The organism is Micromonospora reichwaldensis, from assembly GCF_031845925.1.
GTDB lineage: Bacteria > Actinomycetota > Actinomycetes > Mycobacteriales > Micromonosporaceae > Micromonospora > Micromonospora reichwaldensis.
In genome coordinates this window covers 68,265-85,581 of record NZ_JAVRFL010000005.1, presented here as the reverse complement: position 1 = coordinate 85,581, position 17,317 = coordinate 68,265, and the positions used below count along the sequence as shown (strand labels likewise).

Here is a 17,317-nt window from a genome sequence, read left to right as displayed (position 1 = left end):
GGTCCGTCGCCCGGCCCGCCGGATCCGCACCCGGCGGGGTGGAGACGGGCACGACGGTGTCCGGGAGGACCGCGTCGGAGGCGGTGGCGTCGGCGCGGGCGACATCGGAGGGGGCGGCATCGGAGGGGGCGCCGCCGGGCGCGGGCGCGCCGCCGGACCGCCCGGAGCGCAGCGCGCCCAGCAGGCCCAGCAGGCCGATCAGGATCAGCGCGCCGGCCAGGAACCAGCCGACCGGCGGGAGGGCGAGCCCGAGCAACTGGGCGAGCAGCCACCACGCGGCGAGACCGAGGAAGATCAGCCCGAAGGCGAAGGACACGATGTCGGTGCGGTGGGCCTTCACCGGGTCACCTCCAGGTTGCCGGCGTTGATGTGGATGTAGAGGCGCAGCGTGCCGCCGCCGGGGCCGTCCGGACCCAGGTCGGTCGTCTCCCGCAGCTCGCCCGCCAGCCCGCCGGAGTGCTTGCCGAAGACGACCGCGTCGCCGGCGTTGACGTCGGCCACCGTGGTGACGTCGACGTTCGGCGGCACCACCACCGTGCACTCGCCGAAGTTGACGGAGACGGTGATCTCGGTGTTCTTCTTGTCGAAGTCGACCGCGCGCAGGTCCAGGACCGTGTCGCCGAAGCTGTTCTCGTACCGCAGGGCGAGGTCGCGGTGGTCGGTGGGCGCCCAGGTGACGTTGCCGTCGACGCCCCGGATCCGGTCGTAGGACTCGGCCACGGTGGCCACCCCGAGCGCGGCGGCGGCCACCACGCCGAGCGCGATGAGCCAGCGGGCCCGTCCGAACCAGGTGCCGACCAGCAGGCCGAGCCCGATGGTGGCCAGTGTGGCCGCGAAGTAGGCCGACGCCCCGATGTCGTAGACGTCCAGCAGGTCGACGACGGCGACCACGCCCAGGGCGAGGAAGATCAGCGAGAACGTCACCGCGCCGAGGGGGGAGCGCTCCTTCGGTCGCTTCGGCGGCTTCGGCGGCTTGCGCGGTGCGGGCGGCACGACGGTCTGCCCGGCGTACGGGCCGTGCGGGGCGAACGGGGGGCGGTAGCCCGGAGGCCGGGGCGGGGACACCGGGTGGCCCGGTCCCGGTGCGCCCGAGGTCGCGGCGGGCCAGCCGGACGTGGGCGGTGCCGGGGGCCAGCCGACGGTAGGCGTACCCACGGGTGGACGGGCGGGCGGGGCCGGGGCGGCCGGCGGCCAGGCGGGCAGGTCGGCGGTCGGTGGGGTGGCCGGGGCGCTCCAGGCGGGCTGGGCGACGGTCGCCGGCGGGGCCGGGACCGGGCCCGCCCCGGGGGCCACGGCCACGGTCGGCGGGGCCGGGTACGCGACCGGGACGGGATGGCCGACCGGGGGCACCGGCCCGGGCGGGGCGGTGGGCGGAACGGGCGGGACGGGACCGGCCGGCGCGCCCTGGGCGGCCCTGTTGTCGCGGTTGAGCAGCAGCGCGCCGCCGATCAGGATCGTGGCGCCGAGCAGCACCGCCCGGAACGCGTCCGTGACGATGTAGCCGAAACTGATCGCGACCAGGATGCTCAGCACGATCACCGTGACCGGGGACATGCTGGACCGGCCCCGGCCCAGCATGGACTCGACGGGGGAGGCGCTGTCCCCCTCGCCCGGGATGATCAGCCAGGCGGTGACGTAGACCAGGATGCCGATGCCGCCGAAGAAGCCGAGCACCGCCAGCAGCACCCGCCAGAGGACCGGGTCGGTGTTGGTGGCCCGGCCGATGGCGGCGCAGACGCCGGCCAGGTAGCGGCCGTCGCGGGGGCGCACCAGCCCGTACCGCGAGGTGAAGCCGGCGCCGCCGAACGACGGCTGTGGTCCGGGGCCCGGCCCGGCGCCGGGCGGTGGCGTCCCACCCGCGTCCCCGGCGGGGGGCGGCGCGGCCACGGGGGGCGGCGCCGCGGCGCCGGCGGGCGGTGTCGCGGTCGGCGGTGGCCCACCCGGCTGAGCGGCCCCGGGGTCGGCGGGCTGGGCAGCTTCCTCGGTCATGCCTCGATCCTGCTGCCCCGACCCGGCGGACGGCCTCAGGACCCGACCCTGACACCACCCTGAGATCCCGGCGGCCCGAATGTCGGGGGCGTCCCCGTGGTCGGGCCCCGGTGCGTCGTGTGACGATCGATCCGACGCCGGCGACGGACCGTCGCCCGCTCCGTGCCCGCCGTGACCAGGGAGTCTCCGATCAGCGCCGTGACCCAGCCACCCCGCCTCTACCGCGCCCCCGAGCACCGGATGGCCGCGGGGGTGGCCGCCGGCATCGCCGACCACCTCGGCATCTCGGTGCTGCGGGTACGGGTCGCCTTCATGGTGCTGCTGGGGCTGAGCGGGCTCGGCCTGCTGCTCTACGCGGCCTTCTGGGCGGTCGTGCCGCTGCGCCCGGGCGACACCGCCGTGCCGGCCCGCAGGGACGTCGCCCAGCTGCTGCCGTTCGTGGCGATCGGCCTCGGCGTGCTGCTGGTGCAGGTGATGGTCTTCGACTCGGTCGGGGCGGCCGGCACCGCCGGCTGGCTGGTCGCGATCATCGCGGTCGGCGCCGGGGTGATCTGGCACCAGTCGGCCCCGGAGCGGCGGCGGCAGTGGGGCGACTCCATGCCGGTGCCCTGGCTGGGCGCGGTGGTGGAGGAGAGCGACCGGCGGGCCTTCGTGCTCCGGTTCATCGGCGGCGGGGTGCTGGTCGCGGTGGGCATCATCGGCGTCGCCGCGGTGTACTCCCCGGCGCAGAACTTCGACGCCGTGCTCAACGGCGTGATCTTCGCCCTGGTCGGGCTCGCCGGGGTCGGCGTGGTGGCCGCGCCGGTGCTGTGGCGGACGTACAACCAGCTCCGGTCGGAGCGCGAGGGGCGCATCCGGGAGCAGGAACGGGCCGAGCTGGCCGCCATGGTGCACGACCAGGTGCTGCACACCCTGGCCCTGATCCAGCGCAACGCGAGCGACGTGAAGACCGTCCAGCGGCTCGCCCGGGGGCAGGAACGCTCGCTGCGCAACTGGCTCTACAAGCCCACCGGCTCGCCCACCGAGCGGCTCGCGGCCGCCCTGGAGCAGGCCGCCGCCGAGGTCGAGGACACGTTCGCGATCACGGTGGAGGCGGTGGTGGTCGGCGACCGGGAGACCGACGAGCGGGTCGGCGCGCTGGTGGCGGCCGCCCGCGAGGCGCTGGTGAACGCCGCCCGGCACGCCGGGGTGCAGACCGTCTCGCTCTACGCCGAGGTCGAGCCGGATCAGGTCAGCGTCTTCGTGCGGGACCGGGGGAAGGGCTTCGACCCGGATACGGTGGAGGATCACCGGCACGGGGTCCGGGGCTCGATCATCGGGCGGATGAAGCGGCACGGCGGCCGGGCGGAGATCCGCTCCGAGCCGGGGGAAGGGACCGAGGTCCGGTTGATCCTGCCGATCACCCGCGACCCGGCAACGGCGGAGAGGGACAAGTGATGACCGAGCAGTCGATGGAACCGGTCGAGGGGGCGGCTGCCCGCGCCGAGCGGCTGCGGGTCTTCCTCGTCGACGACCACGCCATGTTCCGCGCGGGGGTCCGCGCCGAGCTGGGCGCGCACGTCGAGGTGGTGGGCGAGGCGAGCACCGTCGCGGAGGCGGTCACCCGGATCGCCGCCACGCTGCCCGACGTGGTGCTGCTCGACGTGCACATGCCCGACGGCGGCGGCCGGGCGGTGCTGGAGGCGATGCGGCGTACCCACCCGCAGGTCAAGTTCCTGGCGCTGAGCGTCTCGGACGCGGCGGAGGACGTGATCGGGCTGATCCGGGCCGGCGCGCGGGGCTACGTCACGAAGACGATCTCCCCGGAGGAGCTGGCCGCCGCGGTCCGCCGGGTGGCCGACGGCGACGCCGTGTTCAGCCCCCGGTTGGCGGGGTTCGTGCTGGACGCGTTCGCGGCCCGTCCCGACGCCCCGGTGGCCGACCCGGAGCTGGACCAGCTCACCAACCGCGAGCGCGAGGTGCTGCGGCTGCTCGCCCGGGGGTACGCCTACAAGGAGATCGCCAAGGAGCTCTACATCTCCATCAAGACGGTGGAGACGCACGTGTCGAACGTGCTTCGCAAGCTCCAGATGTCCAACAGGTACGAGTTGTCCCGCTGGGCGGCCGACCGCCGGCTGGTGTGATCCAATTCTTTTCCCCGTCATATGGGACGGAACCGACGAATGCGGCCCACAGGGGCTGACAAGCGATCAACTCCCGTCACATAATGCCCCGTCGCGTTCTCGCGTGCGGGTGGTGCACATCCCGCGGGAACGGCGGCTTCACGCAACCCGCCGTGCGCGGGTCACCCCTGGGGAGAGGTGCACGAATCTGATGTTCGGACAACGAGGACGGCGCTGGGCGCGGATCGCCCTGGCGACCGTCGCCGGCGGCGCGCTGGCAATCGGCGCGGTGGCGCCGGCCGCCGCCGCCGACAAGACCGGCGTCGCCAAGTCGGTCAAGGGCAGCAACGTCACGCTCGTGCTCAACGGGCAGCCGAAGAGCACCGGTGCCCTGGCACTCAAGATCGACGGAAAGCTCGTCCCCGCCTTCTGCATCGACTACCACACCAACGTGGCGATCGACGGCAAGTACAAGGAGGGCACCTGGGACGAGTCCCAGGTGAAGAACCTCGGCAAGGTGCAGTGGGTGCTGACCCACGGCTACCCGAACGCCGACGCCGCCAAGCTGCTGGCCGCCGCGGGCGCCACCGCCCCGGCGAAGGCCGACGCCGACAAGCTGCTCTACTTCGGCACCCAGACCGCCATCTGGAACTTCAGCGACGGCGTCAAGCTGGGTGACTGGGTCGACGACCCGAAGCTGCTCGGCAAGAAGCAGTACGACGTGGTCAAGAAGGTCCACGACTACCTGGTCGCCAACGCCACCGACCAGCCCGAGCCGAAGGCCGAGCTGAGCGTCGACCCGGCCAGCGCCAAGGCCACCGTGGGCGAGAAGGCCGGCCCGTTCACCGTCAAGGGCCCGGCGGGCGAGATCACCGTCGCGGTCGACGGCGGCTCGGCGGTCGACGCCGAGGGCAAGCCGGTCACCAAGACCACCAACGGCGGCCAGTTCTGGCTTGCCGCGGACGGCGCCGGCGAGGTGAAGGTGACCGTTTCCGCCCAGGACTCGGTCTCCTTCGGCCGGGTGTTCCTCTTCACCGGCCAGCGTGCCGCGCAGAAGCTGATCCTCGGTGGCAGCACCGGCGCCACCGTGAGCGCCAAGGCCGAGGCCGCCTTCGCCGCCGCTCCGGCCGAGTCGCCGTCGCCGAGCGCGCCGGCGGAGTCGCCGTCGCCCAGCGCCCCGGCGGAGTCGCCGTCGCCCAGCGCCCCGGTCGACAGCCCGGCCCCGTCGACCTCGCCCGCGAGCAGCGGCGGTGACCTGCCGTTGACCGGCTCCCCGATCGCCGCCGCGATCGCCGCCGGCGTGGCGCTGCTGGCCGCCGGCGCGGTCGCCGTGCTGCTGTTCCGTCGTCGCAAGCTGCGCTTCACGGCCTGATCGACGCCGCTCAACGGCCCCGGCCCCGGTACCGCCCCGCGCGGTGCCGGGGCCGGAGTCGTTCGCCCCCGGGGGCCCGCCGGTGCACGCCTCGGGCATGGGTGGGCGCCCGTCGCGGAACCCGCCCTGTCGTACGTCGCCCGCTGCTCCTCCCCGCGGCCGGCTCACCTTGGCGCGGGTGCCTCCGCACCCTCCGGAGTCGCCCGGGTGACGAGCAGGTACGAAGCGTCGGCACCCTCGGCCACCCAGGTGGCGATGGTGCCCGCACAGCCGAAGCCGGCATCGTCCGGATGGGCAAAAACGGCCAACGCCCGGCCGACGTCGGGCAGCGCCGGAGCGGACGCGGGGAAGCTCACAGCCGCCGACCCCACGCCGGGGGCAGACCCCCTCCGAACCGTGTCTTTCCTGCTCAGAGCGGTACGACCCGCGTACATCATGATCTTTTTTCGGGTATCGGCAACGTGGCGACCAACTAACGGCTTGATAACGGCACCTTCACGGAACGGGCCGGTGGGTGTCACAGTGGCAGCACCTCACCCCTCATGTGAGGCACTCCGTACGGCCTGACGACCATGGACCCGCCTGTTGACGGTGCTCCGTGGTGGTCTCGTGTGCGCGGTGCCGAGCGCGACGGGCGAGGTGGCCCGGCGGATCGGTACATCATTCTTGTCCCGAATTCACTGCGGTGAAACCGGCTCCCGCACTGCGGGCGCCGGACGTGTCACCCCCCATACGTGCGTGAAACCCACGACGGATCCAGGTTCAGAAAGAGGAGGCCCCTCGGAATGAGAGTCTCGAAGCGGGCAAGTAGCGCGGTCGCGCTGGGCGCGGCATTCGCGCTCGTCGCGTCCGGCTGCTCGAGCAGCGACAGCGACGGTGGCGACGCCGGCGCCAGCAGCGACGGCGCGATCACCATCGACGGCACTCAGCCGGAGGTCGGCCTGGTCCCGTCGAACACCACCGAGACCGGTGGTGGGGCGATCATCGACTGGATCTGGACCGGTCTGGTCGAGTACCCGAACGACGGCAGCGCGCCGCGTAACGCGGTCGCCGAGTCGATCGAGACGTCCGACTCCAAGGTCTACACGATCAAGATCAAGAAGGACACGAAGTTCCACGACGGCACCGTCGTCAAGGCCAAGAACTTCGTGGACGCCTGGAACTGGGGCGCCTACTCGCCCAACGGCGCGCAGAACGGCAGCTTCTTCGCCGACATCCAGGGCTTCGACCAGGTCCACACCGAGGACCCGGACGGCGCCGAGGGCCCGAAGAAGGCCCCCGAGCCCGCCGCCAAGGAGATGTCCGGCCTGAAGGTCGTCGACGACTGGACCTTCGAGGTCACCCTGGCCGCGCCGACCGCGGTGTTCCCGACCAAGCTCGGCTACAGCACCTTCATGCCGCTGCCGGACGCGTTCTTCACCCAGGGCGCCGAGGCGTTCGGCAAGAAGCCGATCGGCAACGGCCCGATCAAGTTCGTGTCGTGGGAAGACGACGTCCAGATCAAGCTGACGCGCTTCGATGACTACTCCTTGAACGACAAGATGAAGATCAAGGACGTCAACATCAAGCTGTACCAGGACGACACGGCGGCGTACAACGACCTGCTCGCCGGCAACCTGGACTTCCAGCAGCAGGTTCCGGTCTCCGCCATCGCGGGCGACAAGTGGAAGAACGACCTGGGCGAGCGGGCGATCTCCTCCACCACCCCGTCGACCGGCATCATCGCCTTCCCGATCTACGACAAGCGCTTCCAGAACCCGAAGCTGCGTCGCGCGATCTCGATGTCGATCAACCGCCAGGAGATCAGCGACAAGATCTTCTTCGGTTCGCGCAAGCCGGCCGACAGCTGGGCCAACCCGCTGACCCCGGGCGCCAAGGCCGGCAACTGCACCGCCTGCCAGTTCAACGTCGACGAGGCCAAGAAGCTCCTCGCCGAGGCCGGTGGCTTCACCGGTGAGCTGGTCATGTTCTACAACGCCGACGCCAGCCACAAGGAGTGGATGGAGGCCGTCGCGCAGCAGGTCAAGACGAACCTCGGCATCAACGCTCGCGCCGAGGGCGTGCCGACCTTCGCGGTGTTCCGCCAGAACATCAACGCCGGCAAGATGACCGGCATGTACCGCGCCGGCTGGCAGCAGGACTACCCGGACGTGGAGAACTGGGTCGGCCCGCTCTACGTGACCGGCGGTTCCTCGAACGACGGCAAGTACAGCAACCCGCAGGTCGACGCGCTGGCCAAGGAAGCCGCCTCCGCGCCGAGCCTGGAGGCGTCGCACGCCAAGTACGCCGAGGCTGTCGCCCTCATCGACCAGGACGTTCCCTCGATCCCGGTCTACTTCGGTGGTCAGCAGTCCGGCCACTCGGAGAAGATCAAGAAGATCGAGCTCTCCAACGTCGGTGAACTCGACCTCACCTCGGTCGAGCTCTGATCCGAACGGTCTGACCCCGGGTCGGGCTCACCTACCGGTGAGCCCGACCCGGGCCGTTCCGTGAGGTGGTGTCACCACGCCGCCTCGCCACGTCTGTCATCCCCGTGTCGGCCGTCCGACGCGCGCCCCCTGTCTGGAGGACCACCCCATGGGCCGTTATCTGTTGAGACGGCTGCTCCAACTCATCCCGGTCTTCATCGGGACGACGTTCCTGATCTACTGGCTCGTGTGGTCGGTGCCCGGTGACCCGTTCGCGGGCAAGTGTGGCGAGCGTCCCTGCCCCGACAGCTTCGTCAACATGATGACCGACAAGTTCAAGCTCGACGAGCCGCTCATCGTGCAGTACGGCAACTACATGAAGAACCTCTTCCAGGGTGACTTCGGGCAGACGTTCGGTGGCCGGGAGATCGGTGACATCATCGCCACCGCGTACCCGAACACCCTGAAGCTGGCCCTGGTGGCGCTGGCCATCGAGGCGGTCATCGGCCTCACCGCGGGCGTGCTGACGGGCCTGCGCCGCAACGGCTTCCTGGACAACCTGGTCCTGGTCTCCAGCCTCTTCCTGATCGCGCTGCCGATCTTCGTCATCGGCTTCGTGGCCCAGTGGCTGCTCGGCGTGCAGTGGGGCATCGTCAAGCCGACGGTCTCCAGCGAGATGCGGCTCTCCGAGCTGATCGTGCCCGGCTTCGTGCTCGGCAGCGCCTCGATGGCGTACATCGCCCGGTTGGCCCGCACGAGCATCGCGGAGAACCGGCGGGCCGACTACGTGCGTACGGCGATCGCCAAGGGTCTGCCGATGCGCCGGGTGGTCGGGATCCACCTGCTGCGCAACTCGCTCATCCCGGTGGTCACGCTGCTCGGGACCGACCTCGGCGCCCTGATGGGCGGCGCGATCGTCACCGAGGGCATCTTCCAGATCAACGGAATCGGCCGACAGGTCTACCGCGCGATCATCACCAAGGAGAGCGCTACCGTTGTCTCCATCGTGGTGGTCCTGGTGCTCGTCTACCTGCTGATGAACCTGCTGGTCGACCTGCTCTACGCCGCCCTGGACCCGAGGATCCGCTATGAGTGACCCGAGTGCCGCCTCGATCGTCAGCACCCCGCCCGCGCACGCCCCCGACGAGATCGGCGCGCCGAGCAACGCGGGCCTGCCGGAGAACGCCCGCAAGGAGAAGCCGCGCGGTCTGCTCGGCGACGCCTGGCGTGACCTGCGCCGCAAGCCGCTGTTCTGGATCTCCGCAGGGTTCATCGTCCTCTTCATGCTGATGACCGCCTTCCCCTCGCTGTTCACCTCCGGCGACCCGGAGAACGGCAACCTGCAGAACAGCCTCGTCGGCCCGTCGTCGGACGCCTGGTTCGGCTACGACTTCCAGGGCCGGGACGTCTTCGCCCGGGTGATCTACGGCGCCCGCGCGTCGATCGTGGTCTCCCTGCTCTCCGTGCTCGGCGTGCTGCTCTTCGGCGGCGCGATGGGCATCGTGGCGGGCTACCGGGGCGGCTGGGTGGACGCACTGCTCTCCCGCATCGCCGACGTCTTCTTCGGGCTGCCGTTCGTGCTGGGTGCCATCGTCATCCTGACGACCTTCAACGGGTCGGGCACGAGCAACAGCAAGGCCGAGATCATGGCGCTGGTGAGCATCTCGCTGATCGTGCTGGGCTGGCCGGTCGTGATGCGGCTGATGCGCTCCTCGGTGCTGGCCACCAAGGAGGCGGACTACATCGTCGCCGCCCGCGCGTTGGGCGCCGGCACCGGCCGGATCATCCTCAAGCACCTGCTGCCGAACTGCCTCGCGCCGCTGCTGGTCTACGGGACGATCCTGGTCGGCTCGTACATCGGCGCCGAGGCGACGCTGTCCTTCCTGGGCGTCGGCCTGAAGAGCCCGGTGGTCTCCTGGGGCATCATGATCAACGAGGCGCAGAACCTCCTCCGCGTCGCGCCCTACCTGCTCTTCTTCCCCGCCGCGTTCCTCGTCGCCGCCGTACTGAGCTTCGTGATGCTCGGTGAGGCGGTCCGCGAGGCCCTCGATCCGAAACTCCGCTAGGGGAGATTCAGTTGTCCGACATTCTGGTGTCCGAGCAGTCCGCGGCCGGCGCGTCCGGCCGCCCCTCGGGCAGGTTGCTCGAGGTGGACGACCTCCGGGTGGAGTTCCGCACCCGGGACGGCGTCGCCAAGGTCATCAACGGGGTCACGTACCACGTCGACGCGGGGGAGACCCTCGCCGTGCTCGGCGAGTCCGGCTCCGGTAAGAGCGTCACCGCGCAGACCATCATGGGCATCCTCGACACGCCGCCCGGCTTCGTCACCGGCGGTCAGGTCCGCTTCCAGGGCAAGGACATGCTCGGCATGTCCTTCGAGGAGCGGCGCCGCATCCGCGGCGAGGGCATCGCGATGATCTTCCAGGACGCGCTCTCGGCGCTGAACCCGGTCTTCACCGTCGGGTTCCAGATCGCCGAGCAGTTCCGGGTGCGGCGCGGGATGAGCCGCTCCGACGCCAAGAAGCGCGCGATCGAGATGCTCGACCAGGTCAAGATCCCGAACGCCAAGGGCCGGTTCAGCAGCTACCCGCACCAGTTCTCGGGCGGCATGCGGCAGCGCGCGATGATCGCGATGTCGCTCGCCCTGGACCCGGAGGTGCTGATCGCGGACGAGCCGACCACCGCGCTCGACGTGACGGTGCAGGCGCAGATCATGGACCTGCTCGCCGAACTCCAGCGCGAGCGGCAGATGGGCATGATCCTGATCACCCACGACCTCGGCGTGGTCGCCGACGTCGCGGACCGGATCGCGGTGATGTACGCGGGCCGGATCGTCGAGGAAGCCAACGTCTACGACCTGTACGCCAAGCCGGCGCACCCGTACACGATCGGCCTGATCAACTCGATCCCGCGGCTCGACGAGAAGGGGCAGGAGCTCCGGACGATCAAGGGTCTCCCGCCGAACCTCATGAACATCCCGCCGGGCTGCCCGTTCAACCCGCGCTGCCCCATGGCGCAGCCGGTCTGCCGGGAGAAGGTCCCGCCGCTGCTGCAGGTCGGCGCCGGCCGGGCCAGCGCCTGCCACTTCGCCGAGGAGCTGGTGAACCGTGACTGAGAACATCCTCGAGGTCCGTGACCTGGTCAAGCACTATCCCGTGACCCGGGGCGTGGTGTTCAAGAAGACCATCGGTCACGTCAAGGCGGTCGACGGGGTCTCCTTCGAGCTCAAGGCCGGCGAGACCCTGGGTGTGGTCGGCGAGTCGGGCTGCGGCAAGTCGACGCTGGCCCGGGTCCTGATGAACCTGGAGAAGCCGACGGGTGGCAGCGTCCACTACAAGGGCCAGGACATCTCGAAGTTCTCCGGCCCGGCGCTGCGTCGGCTGCGTCGGCAGATCCAGCTGGTGATGCAGGACCCGTACACCTCGCTGAACCCGCGGATGACGGTCGGCGACCTGATCGGCGAGCCGTTCGAGATCCACCCGGAGGTGGCGCCGAAGGGCAGCCGCCGGGAGAAGGTCAGGGAACTGCTCGACCTGGTGGGCCTCAACCCGGAGCACATCCACCGGTACCCGCACCAGTTCTCCGGCGGTCAGCGGCAGCGCATCGGCATCGCGCGGGCGCTCGCGCTGCGGCCCGAGATCATCGTCTGCGACGAGCCGGTCAGCGCCCTGGACGTGTCGATCCAGGCCCAGGTGATGAACCTGCTGGAGAAGCTCCAGGGCGAGCTCGGCCTGTCGTACATCTTCATCGCGCACGACCTGTCGGTGGTCCGGCACCTGTCGGACCGGGTCGCGGTGATGTACCTCGGCAAGATCGCCGAGATCGGCACCGAGGACGAGATCTACGAGCGGCCGACCCACCCGTACACCCAGGCGCTGCTCTCGGCCGTGCCGGTGCCGGACCCGACCGTGCGGGACAACAAGGCGATCATCCGCCTCACCGGTGACGTACCGTCGCCGGTCAGCCCGCCGTCGGGCTGCCGGTTCCGGACCCGGTGCTGGAAGGCGCAGGACGTCTGCGCCGAGCAGGTCCCGCTGCTGGAGATCCGCTCGGGCTCGGACCACCCGAGCGCCTGCCACTTCGCGGAGAAGCGCGAGATCGTGCAGACGCACGAGGCGTGACCCCCACGGAGCCGCCTGCCGACGTCATCGCGACGACGGCAGGCGGTTCCGTCGTTTCCGCCCGGCCCGGCCCCCGCCCGCGCAGGGGGCCGGTGCCGGGCGTGGACCGCGCGGGGGACCGTTGCCGGCGTACGCCTCACAGAGGGCCGCGGCCGGCGCGGAGCAGCAGCAGCGCGAGTTGCGTGCCGTCGGCGCCCAGCGCGACCCGGAAACGCTCCAGGATCGCCCGTTCCCGGGACAGCACCAGCCGGGTGCCGCCGGAGGCCATCCTCGTCACGCCGACCTCCTGGGAGAGTCGGGCCCGTTCCTGCCACAGCTCGATCAGCGCCCGGTCGATCTCGTCGATCCGCTCCCGGATCTCGACGATCCGGGCGGCGGCGGCCGGCTCCGGGGTGCCGGTTCCCGCCGCCGGCTTCGCGCCGTCGTCACCGCCCGGCACGTCGGCCGGGAAGCTGGGGACACCGGGGCCGGGCCGGCCCGCCTCGGGTCGCGTCACGCTGCCGCTGGACTCCACCACGTCTGTCATCATCGGGTACCCCTCGCCGTCAGGTGCCCGGTGCCCGGATCCCGGGACGGAAGAAAGCCCCGGGCTCCAGGAGCCCGGGGCTTTCTCGTAGGTCTGATCGATCAGGCGCGACCTACGGCTGCCGGACTCCCGGTGCCGTAGTAAAAGTAGAAGCGCTGCCCGAACATGTCGTCGAGTATGCCGACCTCGGACCGGCCGGCGCAAGGATTCGGCGCGACCCGTGCCCGGACGGGCGATCCCGGTGCCGTCCTGACGCCGGGACCGCCCCCGCCTCAGCCGAGGCGGGTGATCCGGTTCGCGGGTCCGGGAGCGACGGGCTCGCCGGCGCCCAGGTAGACGATCAGCGCGTCGACGTCGAAGCCGGGGGCGGTGGCCCGGTCCGTGCCGGCCCGCAGCTCGGTGAAGCCGTCCCCGCCGTTGGCCAGGAAGTCGTTCGTGGTGACCCGGTAGCTGGCGGCCGGGTCGACCGGGGCGCCGTCGAACGTCAGGGCGCTGACCCGGGAGCCTGCCGGGGCGGTGCTGTCGTAGGAGTACGTCAGCCCGGCGGAGACCTGGAGGATGCGCTGGGTGGTCTGCCCGTTGAAGCCGACGAACTGCTGCTCGAGCACGTTGCGCAGCTGCGCGCCGGTGAGCGTCTGGGTGACCACCAGGTTGTTGAACGGCTGGACGGTGAACGCCTCGCCGTAGGTGATCTCGCCAGGGTCCTCGTCGCCGGGGGAGGCCGCGTACGACAGGGACGCCCGGACGCCGCCCGGGTTCATCAGCGCGATCTGTGCCCCGCTGGAGCGGGTGTACGCGAGCTGCGCGTCGGCGATCACGTCACCGAGCGGGCTCTCCCCGTTCGGCCGGACTTCGCGGACGATGTCGGCCGAGATCCGGCCCACCACCCGGTTGGCGATGGGCGCGACGGCCGCCCGGTACTTGTCGGCCAGTGCCTTCGCGCCCGGGTCCACCAGGTCGGGGTTGCGCACGTACGTGCCCGGCGCGCTCTCCCGCCAGCTGCCGTCCGGGTTGCGTACGCCGTTCTCGACCACCACGTTGCGGGCGGAGATCCCGGTGAACCGGCCGGTACGCCGGTCCAGCGAGTAGTCCACGTCCGTGATCAGCTGGCCGTTGTTGCCGGCGCTGGTGACCACGCTGTGGGCACCCGAGGAGTTCGGCAGGGAGCAGGAGTAGAAGCGGTGGGTGTGGCCGGAGACGACCAGCCCGAACTCCGGCCGCAGGCCCTTGACGATGTCCACGATCGGGCCGGAGAAGTTGGCGCAGTCCGAGACGCCCGGGGTGGCCGGCGGCGGCGACTGGGCGCCGCCCTCGTGCACGAGCAGCACCATCGCCTTGACGCCGAAGAGCTTGAGCACGCCGGCCCACTTGTTGGCGGTCTGCACCTCGTCGGTGAAGCGCACGGAGGCGATGCCGGCCGGGTTGACGATGCCCGGGGTGCCCTCCAGGGTCACGCCGACGAAGCCGACGGGCACTCCGCCGACGAACTTCACGTCGACCGGGGGCAGGATCGGCAGGCCGGTCTTGCGGCTGACCGTGTTGGCGGCCAGGTAGGTGAACTTCGCGCCGGCGAAGCCGTCCCCGTCCTGGCAGCCGTCGACGGGGTGGCAGCCGCCCTTGTTGATCCGGATCAGCTCGTCGACGCCCTCGTCGAACTCGTGGTTGCCGACGGAGCTGACGTCCAGGCCGATCTCGTCCATCAGCTCGATGGTCGGCTCGTCGTGGAAGGCGGCGCTGACGAGCGGGGTGGCGCCGATCAGGTCGCCGGCCCCGACGGTGGTCGTGGCGCGCCCCTCGGCCCTGGCCTCGGCGCGCAGCTTCTTCAGCCAGGTGGCGAGGTACTCCACGCCGCCGGCGGGCGTGCCGTTGACCGCCGCGCCGCTGCCGCCGGGCGGGTCGATGGCGCCGTGGAAGTCGTTGTAGCTCAGGAAGTTGCCCTTGACCTCCCCGCCGCTGGGGACGGCGTAGGAGACCGAGACGGGGGTGAGGCCGGCCTGCTGGTCGTCGGCGGGGGCCGGCGCGGGCCGGGAAGCGGTGGTCAGCGTGGCGACGACGGCCAACGCGAGGGTGGGCGCGGCGAGGTGGCGCAGCGCCGCCCGACCGCGCGAACGCGGCTGAGTCATGGTCGTTCTCCCAGTCGTGTACGGGGGAGGAGCCGGATTTTCACCGTCATCGTTCTGCACGGGGGACGGCGGCACCAGACACGACAGGGTGACATCTTCGTCTCGACCTGGATGTAAGGAAGGGCCCCTTCCTAACGCTTAGCGTTAGGAAGGGGCCCTTCCTTACATCTCGACGGTGCGCGGCGGGGGAAGTGTCCGTCCGGCGGCATAGACTCGCCGTGCGATGCATCCTCTCTTCGACATCCCCGCGTCCCCGCCCGCGCCGGCGTCCGCCCCGGCCTCGCCGCACCGGCCCAGGCCGGCGGCCGTCCATCTCGATCCGCAGGCCCTGGTCGAGGGCCTGAACGGGCCGCAGCGCGACGCCGTCACCCACGCCGGCTCGCCGCTGCTGATCGTGGCCGGTGCCGGCTCGGGCAAGACCCGGGTGCTCACCCACCGGATCGCCTACCTGCTGGCCGCCCGGGACGTGCACCCCGGCGAGATCATCGCGATCACCTTCACCAACAAGGCCGCCGGCGAGATGAAGGAGCGGGTGGCCCACCTGGTGGGTCCCCGCGCCCGGCTGATGTGGGTGTCGACGTTCCACTCCGCGTGCGTGCGCATCCTGCGCGCCGAGCACGAGCATGCCGGGCTGAAGTCCACCTTCTCGATCTACGACGCCGACGACTCCCGCCGGCTGATGCAGATGGTCGCCAGGGAGCTGGACCTCGACCCGAAGCGCTACCCGGCGCGCGGGTTGGCCGCCCAGGTCTCCAACCTGAAGAACGAGCTGGTCGACCCCGAGGCGTTCGCGGGCCGTGCCAAGGGCCCCAACGAGCGGGCGCTGGCGGAGGCCTACACGCTCTACCAGCGCCGGCTGCGCGAGGCGCACGCGCTGGACTTCGACGACCTGATCATGACGACGGTGCACCTGCTCCAGTCCCACCCGCACGTCGCGGAGAGCTACCGCCGGCGGTTCCGGCACGTGCTGGTCGACGAATACCAGGACACCAACCACGCCCAGTACACGCTGATCAAGGAGCTGGTCTCCGGCACGGAGGGGATCGAGCCGGCGGAGCTCTGCGTGGTCGGTGACGCCGACCAGTCGATCTACGCGTTCCGGGGCGCCACGATCCGCAACATCCTGGAGTTCGAGCGCGACTTCAGCGACGCCCGGACGATCCTGCTGGAGCAGAACTACCGCTCCACCCAGACCATCCTCAACGCGGCCAACGCGGTGATCGACCGGAACACCTCGCGCAAGCCGAAGCGGCTGTGGAGCGAGGCGGGCGCCGGTGAGCCGATCGTCGGCTACGTGGCCGACACCGAGCACGCCGAGGCCGACTGGGTGGCCCGCGAGATCGACCGGCTGGTCGACGCCGACGAGACCCGTCCCGGCGACGTGGCCGTCTTCTACCGCACCAACGCCCAGTCCCGGGTCTTCGAGGAGGTGTTCATCCGCGTCGGTCTGCCCTACAAGGTGGTCGGCGGGGTGCGCTTCTACGAGCGCAAGGAGGTCCGCGACGCGCTGGCCTACCTGCGCGCGGTGGTCAACGACGACGACACGGTCAGCCTGCGCCGGATCCTCAACACCCCGCGCCGGGGCATCGGCGACCGGGCCGAGGCGTGCGTGGAGGCGCTGTCCAGCCGGGACCGGATCTCCTTCGGGGCGGCGCTGCGGCGGGCGAAGGACGCCCCGGGCATCTCCAGCCGGGCGGCCAACGGCATCGGCGACTTCGTCGCCCTGCTCGACGGCGCCCGCGAGCTGGCCGAGACGGGTGCCCCGGAGGAGGTGCTGGAGGCGCTGCTGACCCGCTCGGGCTACCTCACCGAGCTGGAGGAGAGCCTCGACCCGCAGGACGCGGGGCGCGTCGACAACCTCCAGGAGCTGGTCAGCGTCGCCCGGGAGTACACCGAGCGGATCGAGGCGGTCGGCGAGGAGGGCGAGCGGGCCACCCTGGCCGGTTTCCTGGAGCAGGTCGCGCTGGTCGCCGACGCCGACCAGGTGCCCACTGACGACCCCGACCACCAGGGCGTGGTCACCCTGATGACGCTACACACCGCGAAGGGCCTGGAGTTCCCGGTGGTCTTCCTGACGGGCCTGGAGGACGGCGTCTTCCCGCACCTGCGCTCGCTGGGCGACACCCGGGAGCTGGAGGAGGAGCGTCGCCTGGCGTACGTGGGCATCACCCGGGCCCGCCAGCGTCTCCACCTTTCCCGGGCGGTCACCCGCTCGGCGTGGGGGCAGCCGGCCTACAACCCGCCGTCGCGGTTCCTGGAGGAGCTGCCGCCGGAGCTGGTCCGCTGGGAGCGCACCGAGGGGTCGTACACCTCGTGGGCCGGCGGGGGCGGCGGCGTGGGTGGCCGCGCGGACCGGGTGTCCGGCGGGCGTGGGGCCTTCAACGGCGGCACGCCCAAGGCGGCGCAGCTGGCGAAGCGGCTGGGGGTCGACGCGAGCCGCCTGACCACGGCGAGCGAGCTGCCGCAGGGGCCGAAGGTGTCCGCCGGCGACCGGGTCAACCACCAGCGCTACGGCCTGGGCCGGGTGCTCGCCGTCGAGGGGCACGGCCCGGGAGCGCGGGCGCAGATCGACTTCGGCGACCAGACGATGTGGCTGGTGCTCCGGCACGCCCCGATCGACAAGCTCTGAGCGGCGGCGCGGCCCGGCCCGGCAGCACGCCGGACCGGGCCGTACCG

General features: G+C 71.4%; 13 protein-coding genes and 1 pseudogene. 9 read left to right on the top strand and 5 right to left on the bottom strand.

Going from position 1 to position 17,317, the window contains the following annotated elements; genetic code table 11:
• Positions 1 to 156: 156 nt before the first annotated feature.
• A pseudogene (locus RM555_RS05600) lies at positions 157 to 340 on the bottom strand (hypothetical protein); the annotation flags it as partial.
• Entirely contained in the window at positions 337 to 1,989 is a 1,653-nt protein-coding gene (locus RM555_RS05595) for a PspC domain-containing protein (RefSeq protein WP_311410758.1), read from the bottom strand. The pseudogene RM555_RS05600 and the gene RM555_RS05595, both read right to left, overlap by 4 nt.
• A gap of 171 nt (positions 1,990 to 2,160) precedes the next feature.
• Here RM555_RS05595 and RM555_RS05590 point away from each other — a divergent pair, with 171 nt between their 5' ends.
• The 3 genes from RM555_RS05590 to RM555_RS05580 all read left to right on the top strand — a co-directional run bounded on the left by RM555_RS05590 (position 2,161) and on the right by RM555_RS05580 (position 5,463).
• A complete protein-coding gene (locus RM555_RS05590; RefSeq protein ID WP_311410757.1) occupies positions 2,161 to 3,426 on the top strand; it encodes a PspC domain-containing protein in 1,266 nt (421 codons plus the stop codon).
• Positions 3,426 to 4,112: a response regulator transcription factor gene (locus RM555_RS05585; protein ID WP_311410756.1), complete on the top strand. Its 687-nt coding sequence runs from the start codon at positions 3,426 to 3,428 to the stop codon at positions 4,110 to 4,112. Before RM555_RS05590 ends, RM555_RS05585 begins: the two co-directional genes overlap by 1 nt.
• Positions 4,113 to 4,302: 190 nt before the next feature.
• A complete protein-coding gene (locus RM555_RS05580; RefSeq protein ID WP_311410755.1) occupies positions 4,303 to 5,463 on the top strand; it encodes a Cys-Gln thioester bond-forming surface protein in 1,161 nt (386 codons plus the stop codon).
• A gap of 164 nt (positions 5,464 to 5,627) precedes the next feature.
• Here the strand turns inward: RM555_RS05580 and RM555_RS05575 are convergent, their stop codons facing one another.
• The gene (locus RM555_RS05575; protein ID WP_311410867.1) at positions 5,628 to 5,897 is read right to left on the bottom strand and encodes a PIG-L deacetylase family protein; all 270 of its coding nucleotides are present in this window, start codon (positions 5,895 to 5,897) and stop codon (positions 5,628 to 5,630) included.
• Between the two features lie 351 nt (positions 5,898 to 6,248).
• Between RM555_RS05575 and RM555_RS05570 the strand changes: the two genes are divergently transcribed.
• From RM555_RS05570 to RM555_RS05550, 5 genes are all read left to right on the top strand, one after another.
• Entirely contained in the window at positions 6,249 to 7,892 is a 1,644-nt protein-coding gene (locus tag RM555_RS05570) for a peptide ABC transporter substrate-binding protein (protein ID WP_132230979.1), read from the top strand.
• A gap of 148 nt (positions 7,893 to 8,040) precedes the next feature.
• Positions 8,041 to 8,967 (top strand): ABC transporter permease, encoded by a 927-nt coding sequence (locus RM555_RS05565; RefSeq protein ID WP_311410754.1) that lies wholly within the window; start codon positions 8,041 to 8,043, stop codon positions 8,965 to 8,967.
• Positions 8,960 to 9,937 carry an ABC transporter permease gene (locus tag RM555_RS05560; protein WP_311410753.1) on the top strand — a complete coding sequence of 326 codons (978 nt, stop codon included), beginning with the start codon at positions 8,960 to 8,962 and terminating at the stop codon, positions 9,935 to 9,937. Before RM555_RS05565 ends, RM555_RS05560 begins: the two co-directional genes overlap by 8 nt.
• A 26-nt stretch (positions 9,938 to 9,963) precedes the next feature.
• Positions 9,964 to 10,986, top strand: coding sequence for an ABC transporter ATP-binding protein (locus RM555_RS05555; protein WP_311410866.1), 1,023 nt, complete (start codon positions 9,964 to 9,966; stop codon positions 10,984 to 10,986).
• Positions 10,979 to 11,992 (top strand): ABC transporter ATP-binding protein, encoded by a 1,014-nt coding sequence (locus tag RM555_RS05550; RefSeq protein WP_132230982.1) that lies wholly within the window; start codon positions 10,979 to 10,981, stop codon positions 11,990 to 11,992. Before RM555_RS05555 ends, RM555_RS05550 begins: the two co-directional genes overlap by 8 nt.
• Positions 11,993 to 12,128: 136 nt before the next feature.
• On the opposite strand, the gene RM555_RS05545 is transcribed toward RM555_RS05550, so the two are convergent.
• Together RM555_RS05545 and RM555_RS05540 are read right to left on the bottom strand one after the other, a co-directional pair.
• A complete protein-coding gene (locus RM555_RS05545) occupies positions 12,129 to 12,521 on the bottom strand; it encodes a chorismate mutase (RefSeq protein WP_311410752.1) in 393 nt (130 codons plus the stop codon).
• 269 nt (positions 12,522 to 12,790) lie between these two features.
• Positions 12,791 to 14,641 carry a bifunctional metallophosphatase/5'-nucleotidase gene (locus tag RM555_RS05540; protein WP_311410751.1) on the bottom strand — a complete coding sequence of 617 codons (1,851 nt, stop codon included), beginning with the start codon at positions 14,639 to 14,641 and terminating at the stop codon, positions 12,791 to 12,793.
• Positions 14,642 to 14,864: 223 nt separating this feature from the next.
• Here RM555_RS05540 and pcrA point away from each other — a divergent pair, with 223 nt between their 5' ends.
• Positions 14,865 to 17,270, top strand: coding sequence for a DNA helicase PcrA (gene pcrA, locus RM555_RS05535; protein WP_311410750.1), 2,406 nt, complete (start codon positions 14,865 to 14,867; stop codon positions 17,268 to 17,270).
• Positions 17,271 to 17,317 lie beyond the last annotated feature (47 nt).